This is a genomic window from Shinella sp. OV683 (assembly GCF_057787725.1).
In genome coordinates this window covers 151,821-173,212 of record NZ_CM173543.1, presented here as the reverse complement: position 1 = coordinate 173,212, position 21,392 = coordinate 151,821, and the positions used below count along the sequence as shown (strand labels likewise).

At 60.7% G+C, this 21,392-nt stretch carries 24 protein-coding genes; 15 read left to right on the top strand and 9 right to left on the bottom strand.

All coding sequences use genetic code 11. The annotated features are described in order from the left end of the window. Window positions 1-6: 6 nt before the first annotated feature. Together yddG and ACXHRN_RS00845 are read right to left on the bottom strand one after the other, a co-directional pair. On the bottom strand, window positions 7-891 hold the full coding sequence (yddG, locus tag ACXHRN_RS00850; RefSeq protein WP_488639472.1) for an aromatic amino acid exporter YddG: 885 nt from the start codon (window positions 889-891) through the stop codon (window positions 7-9). Window positions 892-923: 32 nt separating this feature from the next. Beyond that, window positions 924-1,697, bottom strand: a complete 774-nt coding sequence (locus ACXHRN_RS00845) for a DUF3108 domain-containing protein (RefSeq protein ID WP_488639471.1) — start codon at window positions 1,695-1,697, stop codon at window positions 924-926. Window positions 1,698-1,929: 232 nt separating this feature from the next. Between ACXHRN_RS00845 and rpmB the strand changes: the two genes are divergently transcribed. Beyond that, the gene (rpmB, locus tag ACXHRN_RS00840) at window positions 1,930-2,214 is read left to right on the top strand and encodes a 50S ribosomal protein L28 (RefSeq protein ID WP_488639470.1); all 285 of its coding nucleotides are present in this window, start codon (window positions 1,930-1,932) and stop codon (window positions 2,212-2,214) included. A gap of 130 nt (window positions 2,215-2,344) precedes the next feature. Further along, window positions 2,345-2,980, top strand: a complete 636-nt coding sequence (locus ACXHRN_RS00835) for a VUT family protein (protein ID WP_488639469.1) — start codon at window positions 2,345-2,347, stop codon at window positions 2,978-2,980. 22 nt (window positions 2,981-3,002) lie between these two features. Here ACXHRN_RS00835 and ACXHRN_RS00830 read toward each other — a convergent pair whose 3' ends face one another. From ACXHRN_RS00830 to ACXHRN_RS00815, 4 genes are all read right to left on the bottom strand, one after another. Beyond that, on the bottom strand, window positions 3,003-3,815 hold the full coding sequence (locus tag ACXHRN_RS00830) for an ABC transporter permease (protein ID WP_488639468.1): 813 nt from the start codon (window positions 3,813-3,815) through the stop codon (window positions 3,003-3,005). A 1-nt stretch (window position 3,816) separates the two neighbouring features. After that, entirely contained in the window at window positions 3,817-4,554 is a 738-nt protein-coding gene (locus ACXHRN_RS00825; protein WP_488641782.1) for an ABC transporter permease, read from the bottom strand. Between the two features lie 71 nt (window positions 4,555-4,625). Then, a complete protein-coding gene (locus ACXHRN_RS00820; protein ID WP_488639467.1) occupies window positions 4,626-5,405 on the bottom strand; it encodes a transporter substrate-binding domain-containing protein in 780 nt (259 codons plus the stop codon). A gap of 60 nt (window positions 5,406-5,465) precedes the next feature. Then, on the bottom strand, window positions 5,466-6,239 hold the full coding sequence (locus ACXHRN_RS00815) for an ABC transporter ATP-binding protein (RefSeq protein WP_488639466.1): 774 nt from the start codon (window positions 6,237-6,239) through the stop codon (window positions 5,466-5,468). Window positions 6,240-6,464: 225 nt separating this feature from the next. Here ACXHRN_RS00815 and ACXHRN_RS00810 point away from each other — a divergent pair, with 225 nt between their 5' ends. Genes ACXHRN_RS00810 through ACXHRN_RS00800 form a run of 3 tightly spaced genes read left to right on the top strand, consistent with a single transcriptional unit; the run spans window position 6,465 to window position 9,161 of the window. Continuing rightward, entirely contained in the window at window positions 6,465-7,319 is an 855-nt protein-coding gene (locus tag ACXHRN_RS00810) for a dimethylarginine dimethylaminohydrolase family protein (protein ID WP_488641781.1), read from the top strand. Continuing rightward, window positions 7,316-7,948 carry a TetR family transcriptional regulator C-terminal domain-containing protein gene (locus ACXHRN_RS00805; RefSeq protein WP_488639465.1) on the top strand — a complete coding sequence of 211 codons (633 nt, stop codon included), beginning with the start codon at window positions 7,316-7,318 and terminating at the stop codon, window positions 7,946-7,948. Before ACXHRN_RS00810 ends, ACXHRN_RS00805 begins: the two co-directional genes overlap by 4 nt. 22 nt (window positions 7,949-7,970) lie before the next feature. Continuing rightward, window positions 7,971-9,161, top strand: coding sequence for a pyridoxal phosphate-dependent aminotransferase (locus ACXHRN_RS00800; RefSeq protein ID WP_488639464.1), 1,191 nt, complete (start codon window positions 7,971-7,973; stop codon window positions 9,159-9,161). A gap of 19 nt (window positions 9,162-9,180) precedes the next feature. Here the strand turns inward: ACXHRN_RS00800 and ACXHRN_RS00795 are convergent, their stop codons facing one another. Then, window positions 9,181-10,089 carry a LysR family transcriptional regulator gene (locus tag ACXHRN_RS00795; protein WP_488639463.1) on the bottom strand — a complete coding sequence of 303 codons (909 nt, stop codon included), beginning with the start codon at window positions 10,087-10,089 and terminating at the stop codon, window positions 9,181-9,183. Window positions 10,090-10,194: 105 nt separating this feature from the next. On the opposite strand from ACXHRN_RS00795, the gene ACXHRN_RS00790 reads away from it, so the two are divergent. The 4 genes from ACXHRN_RS00790 (at window position 10,195) to ACXHRN_RS00775 (ending at window position 16,035) form a co-directional block, all read left to right on the top strand. Further along, a complete protein-coding gene (locus tag ACXHRN_RS00790; RefSeq protein WP_488639462.1) occupies window positions 10,195-11,037 on the top strand; it encodes an oxidoreductase in 843 nt (280 codons plus the stop codon). Between the two features lie 161 nt (window positions 11,038-11,198). Then, complete coding sequence (locus ACXHRN_RS00785) at window positions 11,199-14,054, top strand: [protein-PII] uridylyltransferase (RefSeq protein ID WP_488639461.1); 2,856 nt, start codon at window positions 11,199-11,201, stop codon at window positions 14,052-14,054. Further along, window positions 14,051-15,646 (top strand): murein biosynthesis integral membrane protein MurJ, encoded by a 1,596-nt coding sequence (murJ, locus tag ACXHRN_RS00780; RefSeq protein WP_488639460.1) that lies wholly within the window; start codon window positions 14,051-14,053, stop codon window positions 15,644-15,646. Before ACXHRN_RS00785 ends, murJ begins: the two co-directional genes overlap by 4 nt. Then, window positions 15,643-16,035 carry a VOC family protein gene (locus ACXHRN_RS00775; protein ID WP_488639459.1) on the top strand — a complete coding sequence of 131 codons (393 nt, stop codon included), beginning with the start codon at window positions 15,643-15,645 and terminating at the stop codon, window positions 16,033-16,035. Before murJ ends, ACXHRN_RS00775 begins: the two co-directional genes overlap by 4 nt. 24 nt (window positions 16,036-16,059) lie before the next feature. On the opposite strand, the gene ACXHRN_RS00770 is transcribed toward ACXHRN_RS00775, so the two are convergent. Then, window positions 16,060-16,491 (bottom strand): YcbK family protein, encoded by a 432-nt coding sequence (locus tag ACXHRN_RS00770; protein WP_488641780.1) that lies wholly within the window; start codon window positions 16,489-16,491, stop codon window positions 16,060-16,062. Window positions 16,492-16,810: 319 nt separating this feature from the next. Between ACXHRN_RS00770 and trpS the strand changes: the two genes are divergently transcribed. Both trpS and ACXHRN_RS00760 read left to right on the top strand, forming a co-directional pair. Continuing rightward, on the top strand, window positions 16,811-17,875 hold the full coding sequence (gene trpS, locus ACXHRN_RS00765) for a tryptophan--tRNA ligase (RefSeq protein ID WP_488639458.1): 1,065 nt from the start codon (window positions 16,811-16,813) through the stop codon (window positions 17,873-17,875). Between the two features lie 27 nt (window positions 17,876-17,902). Next, complete coding sequence (locus ACXHRN_RS00760) at window positions 17,903-18,394, top strand: universal stress protein (protein WP_488639457.1); 492 nt, start codon at window positions 17,903-17,905, stop codon at window positions 18,392-18,394. 39 nt (window positions 18,395-18,433) lie between these two features. Here the strand turns inward: ACXHRN_RS00760 and ACXHRN_RS00755 are convergent, their stop codons facing one another. Continuing rightward, window positions 18,434-18,898 carry a hypothetical protein gene (locus ACXHRN_RS00755; protein ID WP_488639456.1) on the bottom strand — a complete coding sequence of 155 codons (465 nt, stop codon included), beginning with the start codon at window positions 18,896-18,898 and terminating at the stop codon, window positions 18,434-18,436. A 198-nt stretch (window positions 18,899-19,096) separates the two neighbouring features. On the opposite strand from ACXHRN_RS00755, the gene ACXHRN_RS00750 reads away from it, so the two are divergent. From ACXHRN_RS00750 to ACXHRN_RS00735, 4 genes are all read left to right on the top strand, one after another. Then, on the top strand, window positions 19,097-19,660 hold the full coding sequence (locus tag ACXHRN_RS00750) for a NifU family protein (RefSeq protein ID WP_488639455.1): 564 nt from the start codon (window positions 19,097-19,099) through the stop codon (window positions 19,658-19,660). A gap of 15 nt (window positions 19,661-19,675) precedes the next feature. After that, the gene (tsaB, locus tag ACXHRN_RS00745; protein ID WP_488639454.1) at window positions 19,676-20,326 is read left to right on the top strand and encodes a tRNA (adenosine(37)-N6)-threonylcarbamoyltransferase complex dimerization subunit type 1 TsaB; all 651 of its coding nucleotides are present in this window, start codon (window positions 19,676-19,678) and stop codon (window positions 20,324-20,326) included. Between the two features lie 93 nt (window positions 20,327-20,419). Beyond that, the gene (locus ACXHRN_RS00740; RefSeq protein WP_488641779.1) at window positions 20,420-20,911 is read left to right on the top strand and encodes a GNAT family N-acetyltransferase; all 492 of its coding nucleotides are present in this window, start codon (window positions 20,420-20,422) and stop codon (window positions 20,909-20,911) included. 49 nt (window positions 20,912-20,960) lie between these two features. Continuing rightward, window positions 20,961-21,392, top strand: coding sequence for a Fur family transcriptional regulator (locus tag ACXHRN_RS00735; RefSeq protein WP_488639453.1), 432 nt, complete (start codon window positions 20,961-20,963; stop codon window positions 21,390-21,392).

Below are 21,392 nucleotides of genomic sequence, written 5' to 3'. Positions count from 1 at the left end.
CAGATGTCACGCGGGCTGGGGTTTGCGGAATGTGCCCGATACGGCCAGCAGCGCGCCACCTGTGACCAGCAGGCAGGCAAGCAGTATGAGCCAGGACGGCGACGCAAAGCCGCCCACGATCAGCGCGATCGTCGACAGCACCGGCGCCGCGTAGCTGGCGACACCGAGAACCTGGATATTGCCTTTCTTGACGCCATAGTCCCAGGCATAGAAAGCAAGCCCGACCGGAAACAGGCCGAGACCGATCACCGCAACCCATTCGGACGCAGCGCCAGGCCACACAGTGGTCTCCAGCATCATGTGGCTGATCGCCGAAAGAATCGAAGTCGCGAGGCAGAAGCCTGTCACCGCGTCCGTCGGCACTTCGCCGAATCGCCGACTGATCAGGGAATAACCAGCCCAGGTGAACGCACAGGCGAAGGCTGCGAGATAGCCGATCCACCGCTGAGCATCGCCGAATTCCTGCCCGTCAGCCTGCCGTCCGGAAATGATCAGAACTGCCCCGGCAAAACCGATCAAAGCGCCGATGACATGCACGGCGCGCAGCTTCTCGCCCGGCAGCATTGCCGAACCCAACACGATCAACAGCGGCCACAGGTACGCGATGATACCCGCTTCAGCCGGTGGAGCGTTGCGAAGCGCGGTGAAGTAGAGGAAGTGATAGCCAAACAGGCCGATGACCCCGGTCGCCCAGGCCGCGGGCGGCTGGCGCAGCAGCTTCAGCCGCTCGGGCCGGGCGATGAAAACGGCGATGCCCGGCAGCGAGCCGATCGCAAAGCAAATAGCCGAAAGCTGGAATGGCGGCATCTTGCCCGAGGCGGCGGTGAGGAGTGCGAGCAACGACCACATAAGAATCGCCGAAAATCCGATCAAAGTCGCACGCCAATTCACGCGTCATCCCCCCAAATCAGCCGTCGACGAAATCAGCCGTCGAAATGCGTCGCCCTTATCGTCAGCGGACCCCATGAGGTGGGCACGGACAGATAGACCGGAGCATATACATTCATCGCCGCCGATTTCGCAAACCAGATTTCCATGTTGGTGAGCTTGCGGACATATTCGATATCCTTGTGGCCCCTGCGATAGCCCGCCTTCGGCTCGTAGCGCAGGCTGCAGACCACGACTGGGCCGGAAAAGCCTTCGGTCTTGAACGTCTTGTCGCTCTTGTGCGCCAGCTTCAGGTCGAGGCGCGCTTCGCCATCGAAGATCGCAATCGGCGAGCGGCACGGATCCTGGTCGGCGGGAATGACGAGGCCGGCAACCGGATCGGTCACTGCAAGCATGTCGCCGGGCTGCAGCGGGATCCAGTTCTTGCGCTTCTTCTTCGGCCGCGGCTCGATCAGCGCCTGCTTGACGTCGCCGCTGGCAAACGTGGTCTCGAAACGGCGATTGCGCTTGCCATACTTGTAGCGGAACAAGAATCGGTCGGATTCGAATTTGCCATCCTTTACATTGCCCTTGGACGACATTTCCGCCTTGCTCTCGGCAATGATTGCGGCCACCGCCGTCGTGGCAATCTGGGCATCGATCGAGTAGGATTGGCCGTCCCGGCGCGCCTGGAAGAAAGCATTTGCCAGGGGAATGCCCGACAGCAGGATCTGGTAATTGGTGCGGTTATGGACTTCCTCGGCACCGGCCCGGCCACTGGCAAGCACGAGCGAGAGAAGGAATACGAAAAACACCGCAGGCTTGGACATTCACACTTCCCGGAGATTGATGTAAACGGGCCTTATGAAACCAATGCGGCTTTTCTGCGCAACGAAAACCTTGGAACACTGGATAAATTTCGCTGAAATCCAAGGTTTGGCTTGACAGGCCGGACCTCTCTGACTATTGAACCGCAACTTCCAAAACAGGCCAGCAGCTCGCGGGCCCCTTACGGGTCACGTCGTTTTGTTGCCAAGCCTTATATAGATAATAGGTGATACCATGTCCCGTTGTTGCGAATTGACCGGCAAAGCCGTCCTCTCTGGAAACAATGTCAGCCATGCAAACAACAGAACCAAGCGCCGGTTCCTGCCGAACCTTTGCCAGGTCACGCTGATCTCCGACGCTCTCGGCCAGCGTTTCCGTCTGCGCGTTTCTGCTCATGCGCTGCGTTCGGTTGAGCATCGCGGTGGCCTCGATGCTTTCCTCGTCAAGGCTGACGAGAGCGAACTGTCGATCCGCGCCCGCCTGCTGAAGCGCCAGATCGCCAAGAAGGCTGCTGCCTGATCCAAGCTGTCTGCACATGATATGAAGGCTTGACCGGGATACCGCTCAGGCCTTTTGTCATTGTGTGATGTTCATTCGGAACATCACATTCATCGTCCCTCCAACTGGTGGCATCACCCAGGATAAAAAAATGCCTGCGCAACGCTATACTCCTATCTACATTCTCCTGATGACGCTGGTCGTCGTCGCTTCCAACGTGCTGGTGCAATATCCGGTCAACGGCACGTTTCTCGGCATCAATCTCGCTGACCTGCTGACCTGGGGTGCATTCACCTATCCGGTCGCCTTCCTGATCACCGACCTTACCAATCGCCAGTTCGGGCCGAAATATGCCCGCCTCGTGGTCATTGCCGGTTTTGTCGTCGGCGTTACGCTTTCCTGGTATCTGTCGATGCCGCGAATCGCCATTGCCTCGGGTTCGGCCTTCCTGCTCGGACAATTCCTGGACATCTCGATGTTCAACAGGCTGCGCCGCCAGGCGTGGTGGCAGGCGCCGCTGTTTGCCTCGGTGATCGGCTCGATGCTGGACACCGTGATCTTCTTCTCGTTTGCCTTCGCGCCGATGTTTTCGATCTTCGGACCGAACGACGAATTCGCCATCGGCAACGCCCCGATTCTCGGCGTTCTCGCTGCTGAAGCGCCGCGTTGGGTTTCCTGGGCGATGGGTGATCTGGCGGTCAAGCTGACGGTAGCATTGGTGCTGCTGCTGCCCTATGGCGCGCTGATGAGCGTGCTCAAGCCCATGCCGGTGAACAAGCCGGCATGAACAAGGCGGCTTTGACGCCGCCTTACATCTTCACCGGAATCTTGTTCTCGAAATAGCGGAACACCGCGACCAGAATCCCCGTCAGGATCATGTAGATGAGTGCGAGCAGCAAGAGCGGCTCGTAGGTCAGAAACGTGTCCTGACGGACCTTGGAAATTACTCCATAGACATCGACCACGGTGATCGTCGCAACCAGCGGCGTCGCCTTGAGCTGCAGCACGGTCTCGCCGTTCAGCGTCGGTAGTGCCCGCTGCACGGCGCGTGGCAGCCAGATGCGACGGAACGTTGTCCACCGGCTCATACCATAGGCGCGCGCTGCCTCAAGCTCGCCGCGCGGTACTCCGGCGAATGCGCCGCGCATCACCTCGCCTTCATAGGCTGTAAACGAAATTGTCAGCGCAGCAAAGCCATAGGGCCAGGCCTGCTTGAGATAGGGCCACAGCAACCAGGCACGGTGGCCCGGCATTTGCGCGAAGATCGACCCCAGCCCGTAGTAGAGCAGCCACAGCTGCAATAGCAGCGGCGTGCCGCGGATGATCGAGCAGAAACTGACCGCAAGCCAACGCAGCCACCATGGCCCGGAGACCTGGGCAATCCCCAGCAGCACGGCAAACACGAAGCCGACAGCCGCCGAAGAAAACAGCATCAGCAGCGATATGCCGACGCCGCGCACCAGCATTCCCTGGTATTGCGGAATCCAGTCCCAACGCATGAAATAAGCCGCGCAGAAAATGATGGCTGCAAAGATCAGCGCAAGCACGATTCGGTGGGGCTTGAAGATTGTATCGCGATGGATGTCGCCGAGAACGGAGGGGGTTGCCAATTGCTCGCTCATCTTACATCGCCCCAGCCATGCCGCGCCGCGCCCGACGTTCGATAATGCGGATGACGAGGTTGGACAAAAGGAAGAAGGCGAAATAGATCGCGCCCGCAGCGAGAAAGAGAGTCATGTAAGCCTTGCTGGCGCCGGCCGCCTGCTTGGTGGCCAGCGTCAGTTCGGTGAATCCAACGACGGCGAGTAGCGCAGTGTCCTTGGTCGCCACCATCCACAGATTGGCCAGACCCGGCATCGCATAGGGCAGCATGGCCGGCACGGTGATTCGCCGGAAAATCTTGAATGGCGACATGCCGTAAGCACGTCCGGCCTCGATCTGACCTCCGGGAATCGCCCTGATCGCGCCGCGCAACACCTCAGTCGTATAGGCGCCCTGCACAAACCCGAGCACCACGATGCCGGCGACAAGCCCGTTTATATCGACAGCCGGATATCCGAACACCGCCAGCAAGCGGCTCAAGCCGTCCGTTCCGGCGTAGTAGAGGAGCAGGATCAGCACCAGTTCCGGCACCGCACGGACGAGCGTCGTATAGACTTCCCATAGATCGCGGGCGACCACGCCGCCATAGAGCTTGCCGGTCGCGCCCAGCATGCCGATGATGAGACCGAGAATGTAACTGCCGGCGGCGATCTCGACGGAGGCAACAAACCCCCACAGCAGCACGCTGCCCCAGCCGCCTGCTGCCGAGTCGAACGACAGGACACTCAGATTGGAAAGTGTAAACAACGTTTCGTGCATCGGCACCGGCTTTTGCTAGGGGGCAGGAGGCGCACGGCGGGATGACCGCCATGCGCCGAAAGCCGGCGGTGTTACTCGCCGTAGATGTTGAAGCTGAAATACTTCTTCGAGAACGTGTCGTAGGTGCCGTTGGCGCGGATTGCCTTGATGGCGGCGTTCAACTTGTCCTTGAGTTCGGTATCGCCCTTGCGCAAGCCGATGCCGACGCCGGCACCCAGGATATCCTTGTCGTCGGCGACATCGCCCTTGTATTCGCAGCAAGCGCCGGCGTCCGACTTGAGGAACGCATCGAGTGCAATCGCGTCTGCCTGAACGGCATCGACACGACCGGCTGCCAGATCGGCATTGGCCTCATCCTGCGTCTGGTATTCCTTGATTTCGGATGCCTTGTCGCCAAAGTGCTTCTTGGCGTAGTCGGCATGCACGGTCGAATTCTGGACGCCGATGATCTTGCCAGCCAGGCCTTCCGGCGTGGAATCGAACTTATCTTCCTTGTTGCCGATGATGCCGGTCGGGGTGTTGTAGTATTTGTCGGAGAAGTCGATGGTCTTCATCCGCTCGCCAGTGATCGACATGGAGCCGACGATCATGTCGATCTTCTTGGCCGTCAGTGCCGGAATGATGCCATCCCAGGCAACGGGCGTGATCACGCAATCGAGCTTGGCTTCCTTGCAGATAGCGTCAGCGAATTCGACTTCCCAGCCGACCCACTTGCCGGAGGCGTCCAGCGAGGTGAAAGGCGGATAGGCTTCGGCGGCAAAGCCGACCTTGACCTGTTCGGCGAAAGCCTGGGCTGCACCGGTCAATCCGATGGCCAGAGCGAGTGCTGCAATCTTGATTCCCTGCTTCATAGTCGTTCCCTTTTGTATTTCTTGGGTCTTGGAGCGCTTCATGGCTATGAAGCGCCGATGTCAGTGAACCGAGCTGATGAATTTCTTCAGTCGCTCGGATTTGGGGTCGCCGAACACCTTGTCCGGCGGGCCCTGTTCTTCAATCAGGCCATTGGCGAGAAAGACGACGTGGCTCGCAACCTTGCGGGCAAACTTCATCTCGTGGGTGACCAGGATCATCGTCCGGTTTTCCTTGGCGAGATCGCCGATAACCGCGAGCACTTCGCCCACCAGTTCGGGATCGAGCGCCGAGGTGGGCTCGTCAAACAGCATCGCCAGGGGCTCGACAGCCAGTGCGCGGGCGATCGCCGCGCGCTGCTGCTGGCCGCCCGACATGAAGGCTGGATAGACGTCGCGCTTCTCGTAGAGCCCAACCCGCTTGAGGATGGTCTCCGCGCGCGCGACGGCTTCGTCCTTCGGCACGCCAAGCACGTGGATGGGGGCTTCGATGACGTTCTGCATTACCGTCATGTGCTGCCAGAGATTGAAATTCTGAAACACCATCGCCAGCTGGGAGCGAATGCGCTGCACCTGCTTGCGGTTGGCCGGCAACATGCCGCCGCGGCCATCCTTCTTCATCGCGATCGTCTCGCCATGAATCGTAATCGTGCCGGCGCTCGGAAGCTCCAGCATGTTGATACAGCGCAGGAAGGTGGATTTACCCGATCCGCTGCCGCCGATAATGGCGATGACATCGCCCTGGCGCGCGGAAAGGGAAACCCCCTTCAGCACCTCCAGCGGACCGAATTTTTTATGCAAGTCTACGATCTCGATGGCTTGCGCCGTCTCTGTCATGGTACCGCCAATGCCGGGCAATACGCGCCCGATGCCAATCTCGTTCCCCGGTTTTCTTACCGTCCCGTGACCGCCGCTGGCTTGGCCGTCCGGGTGTTAAAAATCAGTAAAGCACTTGTTTTGCAATTGCACAAGTGTATAACGAAAGAAAATTCCTGTCCGCCATATCAGTTGAAAAGTGCCCTCATGGAAATGACCGTAAACAACGCCTATGGCTCACAAGCCATGTCGGCCCGGCTTCTCAAGGTGCTCATGCGCCGCCCGGGCAAAAGCCTTGCCGCGGCCGACCCGGCTGAATGGCACTATGGCCCGACTTTCGACGGCCAGAAGGCGATCGCGCAATACGACGAATTCGCTCGGCTGGTGGAAAAGTCGGACACCCAGGTCGTCTGGATGGAAGATGACGGCGACGGATTGGCGGACGCGATGTTCACCCAGGATCCGTCCTTCGTCACCGACCGCGGCGCCGTCATCCTGCGCATGGGCAAGGCTCTTCGCCAACAGGAAGCCGATCTGCATGAAGCCGCCTATCGCAAGGCCGGCATCCCTATTCTCGGCCGGCTCGTGGCGCCGGGCACCGTCGAATCCGGCGATTGCGTCTGGGTCGATTCCAGGACGTTGGCGATCGGCCGCGGCATCCGCTCCAACCAGGCCGGCATCGACCAACTCTCGGACATTCTTGCGCCGCTCGGCGTCACCGTGCTCGGCTTCGACCTGCCGCTCTGGCAAGGCGAGGAAGCCTGCCTGCATCTGATGAGCGTCATCTCGCCGCTGGCCGACGACCTCGTCCTCGTCCATGCGCCGCTGCTGCCTGCCTCGTTCTACCTGCTGCTCAAGGAACGCGGCATCAGCATGATCGTCGCGCCGGCCGAAGAGTTCGCCGCCTCCAATGGCCTCAGCCTCAATGTGCTGCCGCTGTCGCCGAAGAAGGTGATCATGGTCGCCGGCTTCCCGCTCACCAAGGCGGCGATGGAACAGGCAGGCTGCGAGGTCGAGACATTCGAGGCCGATGCGCTCTGCATCGCCTGCGAAGGCGGCCCGACCTGCCTGACCCGGCCCATCTTGAGGCGCGATCCATGACGCGACGGACATTCCATCATGAAAGCGAGGACGTGCGCCGGCAGGATCTGATTTCCGCCACGCTCGACTGTATCGTCGATTATGGAATCCAGGGCGCCACCGTGCGCCAGATTGCCCAGCGCGCCGGCGTCACGCCGGGCCTCATCCGGCACTACTTCATCAGCAAGGACCTGATGCTGCAGGCTGCCTATCGCGAGGTGGTCTACACGATGTTCGAGACCGCCAGCAAGGCGGCAGAAGATGAAGCTGCCGATCCGGCGTCGAAGCTGCGAGTCTTCGTCATTTCCAATTTCAAGGCACCGATCATCGACCAGCGGATGCTGTCGCTTTGGGCGACATTCATCTCGCAGACCGGCGTCGATCCGGCGCTCGCGGCCATTCATCGCGAGAGCTACCTCTCCTATCGCGATTCGCTGGAACTGCTGGTTGCCGATGCCATGGCCGCTGGCGGCCTGGCCACCACTGCCGAGCAACGCCGCGGACTGGCCATCGCCATCAACGGCCTGATCGACGGGCTGTGGCTGGAAGGCTGCATGGCGGGCGATCTCTTCCAGGAAGACGAACTTGCCCGTACCGCGCTGCGCTCGGTCGAACGCCTGATCGGCCTGCCGCTCGAACCCGTCGCCTGAACTGACTCAAAGGATAAATATCATGCGTTATGCTTCCATCACCGACAGGCTCTCCGGTCTCGGCTCCGGCAAATGGGCATTGCATTCCGCGGCTCGCGACATGATCCATGCGGGCAATTCTGTCATTGAGCTGACGATCGGCGAACCGGATGTCGCGCCCGACAAGCGCCTACTCGAGGAATGCATGCGCGCCATGTATGCCGGCCGCACCCGCTATTCCAACGGCCGGGGCGAACCTTCCGTGGTGTCTGCGCTGGTCGAAAAATACCGCAAGCGCCGTCCCGACGTCACCGAGAAGAACATCCTCTGCTTCCCCGGCACCCAGACCGCGCTGTTTGCCGTCATGCTGGGCCTGGTCGAAGCCGGCGATACCGTCCTGGTCGGCGATCCGCTCTATGCGACCTATGAAGGCGTCGTCGCCTCGACCGGCGCGCGCCTGGTGACCGTGCCGCTTCGGGCAGAAGAACGCTTCCATCTCAGGGCTGCCGACCTCGAAGCCGCGATCACGCCGAGCACGCGCGTCCTGTTGCTCAACAATCCGCACAATCCTTCCGGTGCCGTACTCAGCAAGGAAGAAGTCGCCGCCATCGGCGAGGTCTGCCGCAAGCACGACCTCTGGATCGTTTCCGACGAAGTCTACGAAGAGCTGATCTTCGACAAAAGCTTTGCCTCGCCGTTTGACGATCCCGCGCTCGCCGAACGCACCATTGCTGTCTCGTCGATTTCCAAATCACATGCCGCACCGGGTTTCCGCAGCGGCTGGGCCGCCGGTCCCGCCGAGTTCTGCGAGCGGCTGCTGCCGGTCTCCGAAACCATGCTGTTCGGCAGCCAGCCCTTCATCGCCGACATGACGGCGATGGCCGTCTCCCAACATTTCGAGACTGCCTCGATCATGCGCGCCAACTACGCCCGCCGCGCAGCGCTCGTCGCGACGGAAATTGCCGGCTCCAACACCATCACCCCGCTGATGCCGGAAGGCGGCATGTTCATCCTGCTCGACGTATCGGGCACAGGCCTGTCCGGCGAAGATTTCGCCTGGCGCCTGCTCAAGGAGCAACACGTCGCCGTCATGCCCGGCGCCTCGTTCGGCGCCGGCGCCAAGGACTTCATCCGCCTGTCGCTGACCGTGCCGGACGAACAGATCAAGGAAGCCGTCGACAGGATCGCAACCCTCGGCGAAGAGCTTTCGCCGCCCAGCGCCAAGCGGGCGTAACCCACCCGTCACCTCGCCATCAGCGCAGCCTGCCGGCGAGCAGTTCCTTTGCGACATCGATGAAAGCCCGCAGCTTCGGCGCCGTGGATGCCCTGCGGGGATAGTACAGAAACAGCCCGGTCTCTTCGATCGCGTTGTCCGGTAGGACGATTTTCAGCAAACCGGCGTCGATCTCCGCACGCGCAAGCGGTTCCATCAGATATGCGATGCCGCCGCCGGCGATTGCGAGCTCCTTGGCATAGGTCGCATCCGTGACGATAGCGGACCCCCTGACGGCTATTTCGACCGGCTTTCCCTCGCCCTCCAGTTCCCAATCGTAAAGGCCGCCCGCCGAAATCAGGCGAAAACCGATGCAGTTGTGATCGCCAAGGGCAGCAATTGTCTCCGGCTCTCCCCTACGCTGCAAATAGTCGGGTGAAGCGACGGTGATCATCCGGAACGGTGGCGTCAGCCGCAGCGCAATCATGTCCTGTGCGATCATTTCCCCCAGACGCACGCCCGCGTCGAAACCCCGGGTGATGATATCGACCGAAGCATCCTCGCTGGCGATTTCAACAACAAGCTCGGGGTATCTGCACGTAAGCTCGACAACAACTGGCGTGATCACCGCGTGGAGTGCCGTTCTCGGAACGCTGAGCCTCAGATGTCCGGTAACGCAACCGGCACTTGAGCGTAACCGCTCGACCGCTTCGCCGATCTCGACAAAAGCATCTCCGACCGACGCAAGCAGACTGCGGCCTGCCTCGGTGAGCGCGACGCTACGCGTCGTGCGAGCAAATAACGTCAATCCCAGCCGCATCTCGATTGTACGTATCGAATGGCTGACAGCCGAAGGGCTCATGCCCAGATCCGCCGCGGCGGCAGCGAAGCCGCCGTGTCGCGCGTCGGCCAGGAACACCGGAAAATGCGCCAGTAGGTCTCTATCCATTCATGAGCAATATCGCACAATGCATGCATATTAAACCACATTATCATCGCTTCGATCTGCAGCTAGCTTTCTCCTCAGCGAAAACGCAAACCAAGGAGACAGAAAATGCCATCTCACAACACAACATGGTTCATCACCGGCGCATCCTCCGGCTTCGGGAATGCCTTCGCCCGCTATGCGCTTTCCCAGGGCTATAATGTCGTTGCCACGGCGCGCACGACAGCAAAGCTGAGGGAACTGGAAGCCGAATATCCGGATCGGGTATTGACGCTTGAACTCGACGTTACCCGACCAGGGGATGCCAGCCGCGCGGTCACCGCGGCGGTGGAGCACTTCGGCGCAATCGACGTGCTCATCAACAATGCCGGCTACGCGATCGTCGGGGCGATCGAGGAGACGCCGGAAGCAGAGCTTCGCGCGCTCATGGAAACCAATTTCTTCGGCGCTGCCGCCGTCACTGCCGCCGTACTGCCGCATCTTCGACAACAGCGGCGTGGCGCAATCGTCAATATATCCAGCATGGGCGGACAGATGTCCTTTCCAGGCGTCGGGGCCTATTCTGCCACCAAGTTCGCGCTTGAGGGCTATTCAGAGGCCCTGGCTCAGGAGGTTTCGCCGTTTGGCGTCAAGGTCCTCATCGTCGAGCCCGGCGCGTTCCGGACATCGCTCGTCAGCAGCGGTGAGCGTTTCATGCCGGTCCATGAAAGCTATCGGGATGTGGTGGGAAGGGTCCGGCAGGCAATGCAGGAGATGGATGGCACCCAGGCAGGTGATCCGCTGAAGGCTGCCGCAGCCATCGACAAGGCGCTCGCCGCAGAAAACACGCCGCTTCGCCTGCAACTCGGCGGCGACGCCATCGAGGCTGTCCGGGAACACGCAAAGGCGCTTCTTGCCGACCTCGATATCTGGCAATCTGTCGGCGCGGATACGCGGCTCGACCAGCGGTGACGCGCCCGTATCAGGCCCTTGGTCTGACGGGCATAACCACCGGTCCCATTTTCGACCGAATCTCCCTATGTTAAGCGAGGTGCAAACAAATCACTGTATTTCGCCCGGTGACCGCGTTATAGCGCCGGACGTCCGGCACGTCGCCGGAGAGGTTTCAGTCGATGCAGCATATCAAGGCCCTGGCAGAACCGACCCCTGAGGCCGGCTATCCCGAGATCCTCAACGTCGCGGAATTCAGCGACGGTGTGAATGCCATCGCCGAAAGCCACAAGGCCGACAAGGAAGCTGCCCGCGCTGCCCTGCTCGCCTATATCAGGCTGGTCAACCAGCAGGGCCGCGAAAAAGCCCACGCCATTCTCAACGAGGACGGCAGCGGCATGGGCTGCGCCCGGCGGATTTCCTGGCTGCAAGACCAGATCCTGACCCAGACTTTCAATTATGCCACCCGCTATGTTTTCCCGAACGGCGGCACCAGCATTTGCGTGGCCGCCGTCGGCGGCTATGGCCGTGCCACGCTGGCGCCCGGCTCCGATATCGACCTGCTGTTCCTGCTGCCCGGCAAGCCGACCGCATGGAGCGAGAAGGTCGTCGAGTTCATCCTCTACATGCTCTGGGACATGGGCCAGAAGGTCGGCCATGCGACGCGCACCGTCGATGAATCGCTCCGCCTGTCGAAGAGCGACATGACGATCCGCACCGCCATTCTCGAATCGCGTTACATCTGCGGAAACGTAGCGCTCGAACAGGAACTGGTGAGCCGTTTCGACAATGAGGTGGTCAAATCCACCGGCCCGGAATTCGTCGCCGCCAAGCTGGCCGAGCGCGACGAGCGCCACAATCGCTCCGGCAACACCCGCTACCTCGTCGAACCCAACGTCAAGGAAGGCAAGGGCGGCATCCGCGACCTGCACACGCTGTTCTGGATCAGCAAGTATTTCTACCGCGTCCGCGACACTGCCGATCTCGTCCGCCTCGGCGTGCTGTCGAAAAGCGAGTATCGCCTGTTCCAGAAGGCCGAGGATTTCCTCTGGGCCGTCCGCTGCCATATGCACTACATCACCGGCAAGCCCGAGGACCGGTTGTCCTTCGACCTTCAGCCGGAAGTCGCCGCAGCCTTGGGATATCATTCGCGCCCCGGCCTGTCGGCTGTCGAACGCTTCATGAAGCACTACTTCCTGATTGCCAAGCACACGGGCGATCTGACCCGCATCCTCTGCGCAGCACTCGAGGACGAACAAGCCAAGGAGCATCCGGGCATTTCGGGCGTCTTCAGCCGCTTTGCCAACCGCCGCCGCAAGATCGCCGGTACCCAGGATTTCGTCGAGGACAAGGGTCGGCTCGATATCACCGACAACCAGGTGTTCAAGCGTGATCCGGTCAACCTGATCCGCCTGTTCCATATCGCCGATCTCAACGCGCTGGAATTCCATCCCAATGCGCTGAAGAACGTCACCCGCTCGCTCAACCTGATCGACGATACGCTTCGCCAAAGCGAGGAAGCCAACCGGCTGTTCATCGCCATTCTCACCTCGCGGCGGGACCCCTCGCTGATGCTGCGACGGATGAACGAGGCTGGCGTACTCGGCCGCTTCATTCCGGAATTCGGCAAGATCGTCTCGATGATGCAATTTTCGATGTATCATCATTATACGGTCGACGAGCACCTCATCCGCGCCGTTGGAATCCTTTCGAGCATCGAGAAGGGCCAGGAAGTCGAGGCCCATCCGCTGATCGCCGGCATGATCAAGACGGTCGAGGATCGCGAGGCCCTCTATGTCGCCGTGTTGCTCCACGACATCGCCAAGGGTCGCCCTGAGGACCATTCGGTTGCCGGCGCACGGGTCGCGCGCAAGCTCTGCCCACGCTTCGGCCTGACACCGAAACAGACCGAAATGGTCGTCTGGCTGATCGAGGAACACCTGACCATGTCGATGGTGGCGCAGACCCGCGACCTCAACGACTGGAAGACGATTTCGGACTTTTCAAGCCGCGTGCAATCGCTCGAACGCCTGAAGATGCTGCTGATCCTCACCGTCGTCGACATCCGCGCCGTTGGCCCCGGCGTCTGGAACGGCTGGAAGGGTCAGCTGCTGCGCATCCTCTATTATGAAACCGAGCTTCTGCTCGCCGGCGGCTTTTCTGAAAGCCCGCGCACCGAGCGCGTCCAGAATGCCCGCGACAAGCTGTCGGCCGCGCTCTCCGATTGGCCCGAGAGCGAACGCAAGGCCTATGTGCGCATGCACTATGCCCCCTATCTGCTGTCCGTGCCGCTCGATGACCAGGTACGGCACACGACCTTTATCCGCGACGTCGACCGCGAGGACAAGGCGATGGCGACGATGGTGCGCACGGATTCCTTCCACGCCATCACCGAAATCACCGTGTTTGCCCCCGACCATCCGCGCCTGCTCGCTGTCATTGCAGGCTGCTGCGCGGCCGCCGGCGCCAATATCGTCAACGCGCAGATCTTCACCACCGCCTTTGGCCGGGCACTCGACACGATCCATGTCAGCCGCCAGTTCAAGGACGACGCCGATGAGCTTCGCCGTGGCGGCACGATCTCCAAGACCATCGAGGACGTGCTTTCCGGCAAGCGCCGCCTGCCGGAAGTCATCGCCACGCGCACCAAGGGCAAGAAGAAGGACAAGACCTTCACCATCACCCCGAGCGTGACGATCTCCAACATCCTTTCGAACCGTTTCACCGTCATCGAGATCGAATGCCTCGACCGCACCGGTCTCCTGTCCGACATCACCTCGATGCTGGCGGATCTTTCGCTGGATATCACCTCCGCGCGCATCACCACCTTCGGCGAAAAGGTTATCGACACATTCTACGTCACCGACCTCACCGGCGAAAAGATCACCACCGACAACCGGCAAGCACTGATCGCCGCCCGCCTCAAGGCGATCATGCCGGATGATGAAAACGATGGGAAATCACGGGTTGCCCCCGGCGTCGTCACGCCACTGTCGCCCAAGGGCACGCTCGTCAAGAAACCGGCAACCAACGCATGAGCCTTGTCAAGAAATTCATGACTGTCGGCGGCGCCACCCTCGGCAGCCGGGCCTTCGGGTTTGCCCGCGAAACGCTGATGGCGGCGGCACTCGGCACCGGCCCGATGGCCGACGCCTTCTATGCCGCCTTCCGCTTTCCCAACCTCTTCCGCCGGCTGTTTGCCGAAGGTGCATTCAATGCTGCCTTCGTGCCGCTGTTTGCCAAGGAGATCGAGGCGGGCGGCAAGGATGCGGCGCGGCGCTTCTCCGAGGAAGTGTTCGGCGTCCTGTTCACCGTGCTGCTGCTGATTACCATCGTCATGGAACTGGCGATGCCGCTGATCGTCCGCACGATCATCGCGCCGGGCTTTGAAGTCGGTAGCGAGAAATACGAGGTGACCGTCAAGCTCGCCATCGTCATGTTCCCCTACCTAATGTGCATGTCGCTGACGGCGATGTTGTCGGGCATGCTCAATTCGCTGCATCACTATTTTGCCGCCGCCGTCGCGCCGATTTTCCTCAACCTGGCGATGATCGCGGCGCTGTTCTACGGGCTCTATACCGGCGCCGATCCGTTGATGACGGCATGGTACCTGTCCTGGGGCGTGCTGGTCGCGGGGCTGCTGCAGATGGGCGTGCTCTATGCCGGCGTCCGGCATGCCGGCATGTCGATCGGCTTCAAGCGGCCGAAGATGACACCCAACGTCAAACGTCTGCTGATCCTTGCCTTTCCCGCTGCCATCACCGGCGGCATCACCCAGATCAACCAGCTCATCGGCCAGATGATCGCCTCGACCAAGGACGGCGCAATCGCCGCACTTCAATATGCCGACCGAATCTACCAGCTGCCGCTCGGCGTCGTCGGCGTCGCCGTCGGCGTGGTGCTGCTGCCGGAACTGGCCCGTTCATTGCGAGCCGGCCACCTCAAGGAAGCCTCCAATATCCAGAACCGCTCGCTGGAATTCGTGCTCTTCCTGACGCTGCCGGCTGCTGCAGCAATCTGGGTTCTGTCGGACGAAATCATTCGCGTCGTCTATGAGCACGGCGCTTTCAATCCGTCGATGACCTCGACCGTCGCCGGCATCCTGGCCATCTACGGGCTCGGCCTGCCGGGCTTCGTGATGATCAAGGCGCTTAATCCCGGCTTCTTCGCCCGCGAAGACACCAAGACGCCGATGCGCTTCACCATGGTCGCCGTCGCCACCAACTGCGCTCTGGCGCTGTCGCTCTTTCCGTTCCTCGCCGAACGCGGCATCGCCACGGCCGAAGTGGTTTCCGGCTGGATCTCGACGACGCTCTTGTTTACGACTCTGATCCGGCGCGGCCATCTGGAGATTGACCGGGCCTTCGTCAGCCGCATCATCCGCCTGCTGATAGCGGCCGCCATCATGGCAAGCGTGCTGGAATATGCCTCGATCTACGCGGCACCTTACATCGCCCCCAAGTCGGGGATCCTGAAAGAGATCGCCACGGTCTTCGTGCTGATCGGCATCGCCATGGCTGTCTATTTCGGCGTCGCCTTTGCCATTGGCGGCGCAAGCCTCGGCATGCTCCGCCGCAACATGAAGCGCGGAGCGGCAGCGCCTTCTGCACCGATCACAGGAGACGAATGATGCGAAGCCTGTTTCTCGTAGCGCTCATCGTTCCGGATTACGATCAGGCGATTGTCTGGTATCGCGATGTGCTGAACTTCGCACTGGCGATCGACCAGCCCCTGGGTGAAGGCAAGCGCTGGGTGGTGATGAAGCCCGATCAGGCCGAGGGCGCCGGCCTGCTGCTGGCACGCGCGGACGGCGATGTGGAAGCAGCGGCGATCGGCAACCAGACGGCCGGCCGCGTCGCCTTCTTTCTCAAGACGGACGACTTCGCCCGCGACCACGCCCTCTATCTCGCGCGCGGGGTCGAATTCATCGAGCAGCCACGCCACGAGGACTACGGCACAGTCGCGGTGTTCCGCGATGCCTTCGGCAATCTCTGGGATCTGATCGAGCATCGCATGTAGCGACGCAAGAGCGGGCCTACCTGTTCAGCAATGGAACCATCGCCGCCGCGGGCCGACATCGACATGAACAATGCCGTTGCAATAGGTTCCGATGCCACCGATCCCGGGAGCACTTCTCGCCGCCGCAACAACTCGCGAGACGGAAACACCGGGCACTCTTATGTCAGCCGCCATGCATTTCCGGTGATAGGAGCCATGTCGGCCGGCATGCCTGAGGCCAGAGGTCACCATTGGCCTGCGCCCCGTTCGCCGCGCGATATGCGCAAGAACGGCACGCAGGCGCCCTGGAAAACAATTCGCGCTGACGCGTGGCGTTTGCATGGCATATGCGAGGATTACACGGGGTTTTTCCGAAATGCGATAAGTCTTTCTTTTCGACCCGGCTTCTGTGTCTTCGATACAAAGTGAAGAAAAGGCGAACACAGTCGCCAGAGCCATGGAACAGGCATTGTGCATGACACCACCTCCCTCATGGGACCCGCCAGCTTGACTGTTCGGGGTCCAGAGTTGCCGCACGCCGGAAAAGAATTCCAAGAAATTGGCTTTTCTGAGGATAGGAATGCTCAAAAGCCAGAACGGCCTCGCCAATTCCGCATATCATGCGGCTTAACGCATGGAACTCAGGAAAATCTGCTCGGCATCGCCCTGTGCTGCCCCTTGATTGTCACGTATCTGACGTGCATAAGCCCGTCCGTTAGCAACATGGGCGACATACTGCCCTGGGGCCCTCCACAAGCCCGGAGCATTGGGCACCATTGCTCCCTATGAGGACATCATGACCGAATTCAAGAAACTCGTCTTTTCCGGCGTCCAGCCGACCGGCAATCTCCATCTCGGCAACTATCTCGGCGCAATCCGCAAGTTCGTGGCGCTGCAGGACGGCAATGACTGCATCTATTGCGTCGTCGATCTGCATTCGCTCACCGCGCAATTGGTGCACGACGACCTGCGTGGCCAGATCCGCTCGATCGCCGCAGCCTTCATCGCCTCGGGCATCGATCCTGAAAAGCACATCGTCTTCAACCAGTCCGCCGTGCCGCAGCATGCCGAGCTTGCCTGGGTGTTCAATTGCGTCGCCCGCATCGGCTGGATGAACCGCATGACCCAGTTCAAGGACAAGGCAGGCAAGGACCGCGAGAACGCCTCGCTCGGCCTGCTGGCATATCCCAGCCTGATGGCCGCCGATATTCTCGTTTATCGCGGCACCCATGTGCCGGTCGGTGACGACCAGAAGCAGCATCTGGAGCTCGCCCGCGATATCGCCATGAAGTTCAACCATGACTATCAGGGCCATATTCGTCGGGCCGGCCTCGGCAGGGATGTCACCCTCGGCAACGAGCAGGTGCACTCCTATTTCCCGCTGGTGGAGCCACTGATCGATGGCCCGGCGCCCCGCGTCATGAGCCTGCGCGACGGCACCAAGAAGATGTCGAAGTCCGACCCGTCCGACCTCTCCCGCGTCAACCTGATGGACGACCAGGACGAGATCTCCAAGAAGATCCGCAAGGCCAAGACTGACCCGGACGGCTTGCCGTCGGAAGTGGACGGCCTCAAGGGCCGCCCGGAAGCCGACAATCTCGTCGGCATCTATGCGGCGCTGACCGACAAGACCAAGGCCGATGTCCTGGCCGAATTCGGCGGTCAGCAATTCTCGGTGTTCAAGCCGGCGCTCGTCGACATCGCCGTGCAGGTGCTGTCGCCGATCACCGGCGAAATGCGCCGGCTCATGGATGACACGACGCACATCGACGCGATCCTCAAGAAGGGTGGCGAGCGGGCACGCGAACGCGCCAAGGTGACGATGAACGAAGTGCGCGACATCATCGGTTTTCTGCGCTAAGACTCGGCCAAGCGCAGGGGGGCACCGATGGTATCCATCAGACAATCGCGACTGGAAGGTCACCGCCGCAAGTTCATGGCGGTGATCGACAACACTCCGGAATGCGCGCGCGCCGTCCACTATGCCGGCATGCGCGCCAAGAATTCGGGCGGCGGGCTGGTGCTGCTCTACATCGTCTCCGATGCCGACTTCAACCAATGGATCGGCGTCGGCGAGATCATGCGGGCCGAAGCGCGCGAAGAGGCCGAGACCGTCATGGCCAAGATCGCCCAGGAAGTTCGCGAGACCATCGGCACCGAGCCGGAACTGGTGATCCGCGAGGGCAAGGCCACCGACCAGATCCTGCAACTGATCGAGGAAGATCGCGACATCGCCATCCTCGTCCTGGCTGCAAGTAGCGCTAAGGAAGGACCCGGCCCTCTGGTCACCGCAGTTGCGACACGCGGCGCTGCCTTCCAGATCCCGGTCACCATCGTGCCCGAACACCTGACGGATGCGGATATCGACGCACTGTCGTAGGGTGCTTGAGCAAGCCTTTTGGTGCCTTGACCGAGCCGTTCATATATCGTCGATAGCCTTCGCCAGAGGACCGTTTCTCGAGGCTTGGGTTGACCAGCCCGGCTTAGAACCGTTGGTCAAGACGCCGGCAAGATGATTCCTGATCAGAACATTCGCTCTTAGTTGCCCGTCGTCCATTAGTTTCCATTGCACTTTAACGTCGCAAACGTTGCTGACAGGCTCGATGCGCGCTTCGCCCCTTACAAAGCTCGCCGGATTCGCAAATGGCAGCTGGCTCTTGTCGTGCCATTCAGGCTCCGCGGGCGTCTCGCAACGATTGTAGAGCCAGACATCGCCGACAATGTTCCCGTCCGGGTCTAAAATGTAGGCGTAGGCGACACGCCCATCGTCGTCGAACATAACCGAAAAGCCCGAGTTTTCGTCAAGGAACTTCCAGGTGAATTCTCCTATCTCATCCATAAATTGGGCCTTTGCCGATCGCTCCTGGCTGCTTCCACCATTCATCGACGTTTACTTTCAAAGCTGCAATAGGCCTACTAGATTGCCGTTAAGATCGCAGGCGGTTCAATGCGTGATGGCGCTCGAATTCTTGACGCTGTTGCACTTCTTTTACTCTTGCGCACAGCATCCAAAGGTCCTATTTTATTTGGAACAGTTCTAAAATCCTGCGGCCTTGAACCGCATGGATCTCCGGAGATACCGATGTTCATTCAGACCGAAGCTACCCCGAACCCGCAGTCCCTCAAGTTCCTTCCCGGCAAGGTCGTGCTGGAAACCGGCACTGCCGAATTTCGCAATGCCGACGATGCCCAGGATTCGCCGCTCGCATCGCGGTTGTTCGATATCCGCGGCGTCACCGGTGTCTATTTCGGTTATGACTTCGTCACCGTCAGCAAGGACGACGCCGACTGGGCGCATCTCAAGCCGGCGATCCTCGGCGCCATCATGGAACACTATATGTCCGGCGCGCCGATCATGGGCGGCAATGGTACGGCGGAAGAGCTCGATTCTGGTGACGAGTTCTTCGACGAAGGCGATATCAACATCGTCAACACCATCAAGGAACTGCTGGAATCGCGCGTGCGCCCAGCCGTGGCCCAGGATGGTGGCGACATCACGTTCCGTGGTTTTCGCGACGGCAAGGTGTTCCTCAACATGAAGGGCTCCTGTGCCGGTTGCCCGTCCTCGACGGCCACGCTCCAGCATGGCGTCCAGAACCTGCTGCGCCACTTCATTCCGGAAGTCCAGGAAGTCGAAGCCGTCTGAGCCGGCGGAACGCCGATGCTCGTATTGGTAATCGACACCTCCGGCCCTGAATGCGCGGCCGGGATCTATGACAGCTCTAAAGATGCAATGCGTGCCCACCGGTCGGAAACGATCGGCAAGGGGCATGCGGAAGTGCTGCCCGGCATGGTGAAGGCGGCCGTTGCCGAAGCACGGGTGTCGCTTGGCGATGTCGAGCGGATCGCGGTAACCGTCGGTCCCGGCTCGTTTACCGGCATTCGCGTCGGCGTGGCGCTGGCGCGCGGGCTGGCTTTGTCGCTGAAGGTGCCTGCGGTCGGTGTCAGCACGCTTCAGGTGGTTGCCGAGCCGCATCTCGCCGGTGCAGGAGGAGCCGTTCTGGCGGCAATCGACGCGCGGCGCGATGCGCTCTATGCTGAGCTGTTTGCCGCCGATGGATCATCGTGGTCAGAGCCAGCGGAACTCGCCTATGAGGATATCAAGGCTCTTGCCGAGCAGCACGGCGCTGATATCGTCGGATCGGGAGCGGCGGTCCTGTCTGGAGCACCCTCGCCGCAGATCGATGCCTTTCCGCTTGATGTCATCGGACGGATTGGCGCGCGGCTACCGGCGACGACAAAAGCACAGCCGCTTTATATCCGCGGCGCCGATGCCAAGCCGCAATCAGGTTACGCGGTAAAACACGCCTGAAATCGCAAAAACTATATATATTTATCAATCTTTTGCGGTGATTATAGGAGAAAACACCTCTCTGGGATGGAAATATCGATGAATCCGGTGTCGCTGCTCGAAAATCTGTTTTCTCGCAAGGCGGAATTCGATGTATTTCCGGCCGGCCCCGATGATTGCCGCGATCTTTCCCAATTGCATGGCGAACGCTTCTATCGCGGTTGGGGCGATGGCGAGTTCCACTCCCTGATGACCCAATCCAATGTTTTTGGCTTTACCGCCCGGATTACCAATTCAGCCTCCGCGGCACTTGGTGGTTTCGTGCTCTGCCGTGAAGTGGCAGGCGAAGCCGAAATCCTGACGGTCGCTGTCTCCGACAGGTTTCCCCGGCTGGGCCTCGGCTGGCGGCTGATGCTGGCAGCTATCCGCGAAACCAAGACGCGCGGCGGCGAGACGATGTTCCTGGAAGTCGATGACGGCAATGTCGCTGCGATCGGCCTCTACCGCAAGCTGGGCTTCGTCCAGGTCGCCGAGCGCAAGGGCTACTATTCCGACGCCAAGGGCAACAAATCCACGGCGCTTGTCATGCGGCTTGATCTCCGCTAGTTCCCCTGCAATAGGATGTCCTTCGGGACGGGATGCAGAGGTAGCTGATATGGCGGACATCACCCAAACGCTCGAGGAGCTTTGTGCCGAACGCGGCCTGCGGATGACCGACCAGCGTCGCGTGATCGCGCGCATCCTGCAGGAATCATCGGACCATCCCGACGTCGAAGAGCTTTATCACCGCTCGTCGCTGGTCGATTCCAAGATTTCGATCGCCACCGTCTATCGCACGGTCAAGCTGTTTGAGGATGCCGGCATTATCGAACGGCATGATTTTCGCGCCGGCCGTTCGCGTTATGAGACCGTCCCCGAGGAGCATCACGACCACCTCATCGACCTCAAGACCGGGCAGGTCATCGAGTTCCACTCGGCCGAGATCGAGGCGTTGCAGGAAAAGATTGCCCGCGAGCACGGCTTCAAGCTCGTCGATCACCGGCTGGAACTCTACGGCATACCGCTGTCTCGCGACGAGAAGCAGTAG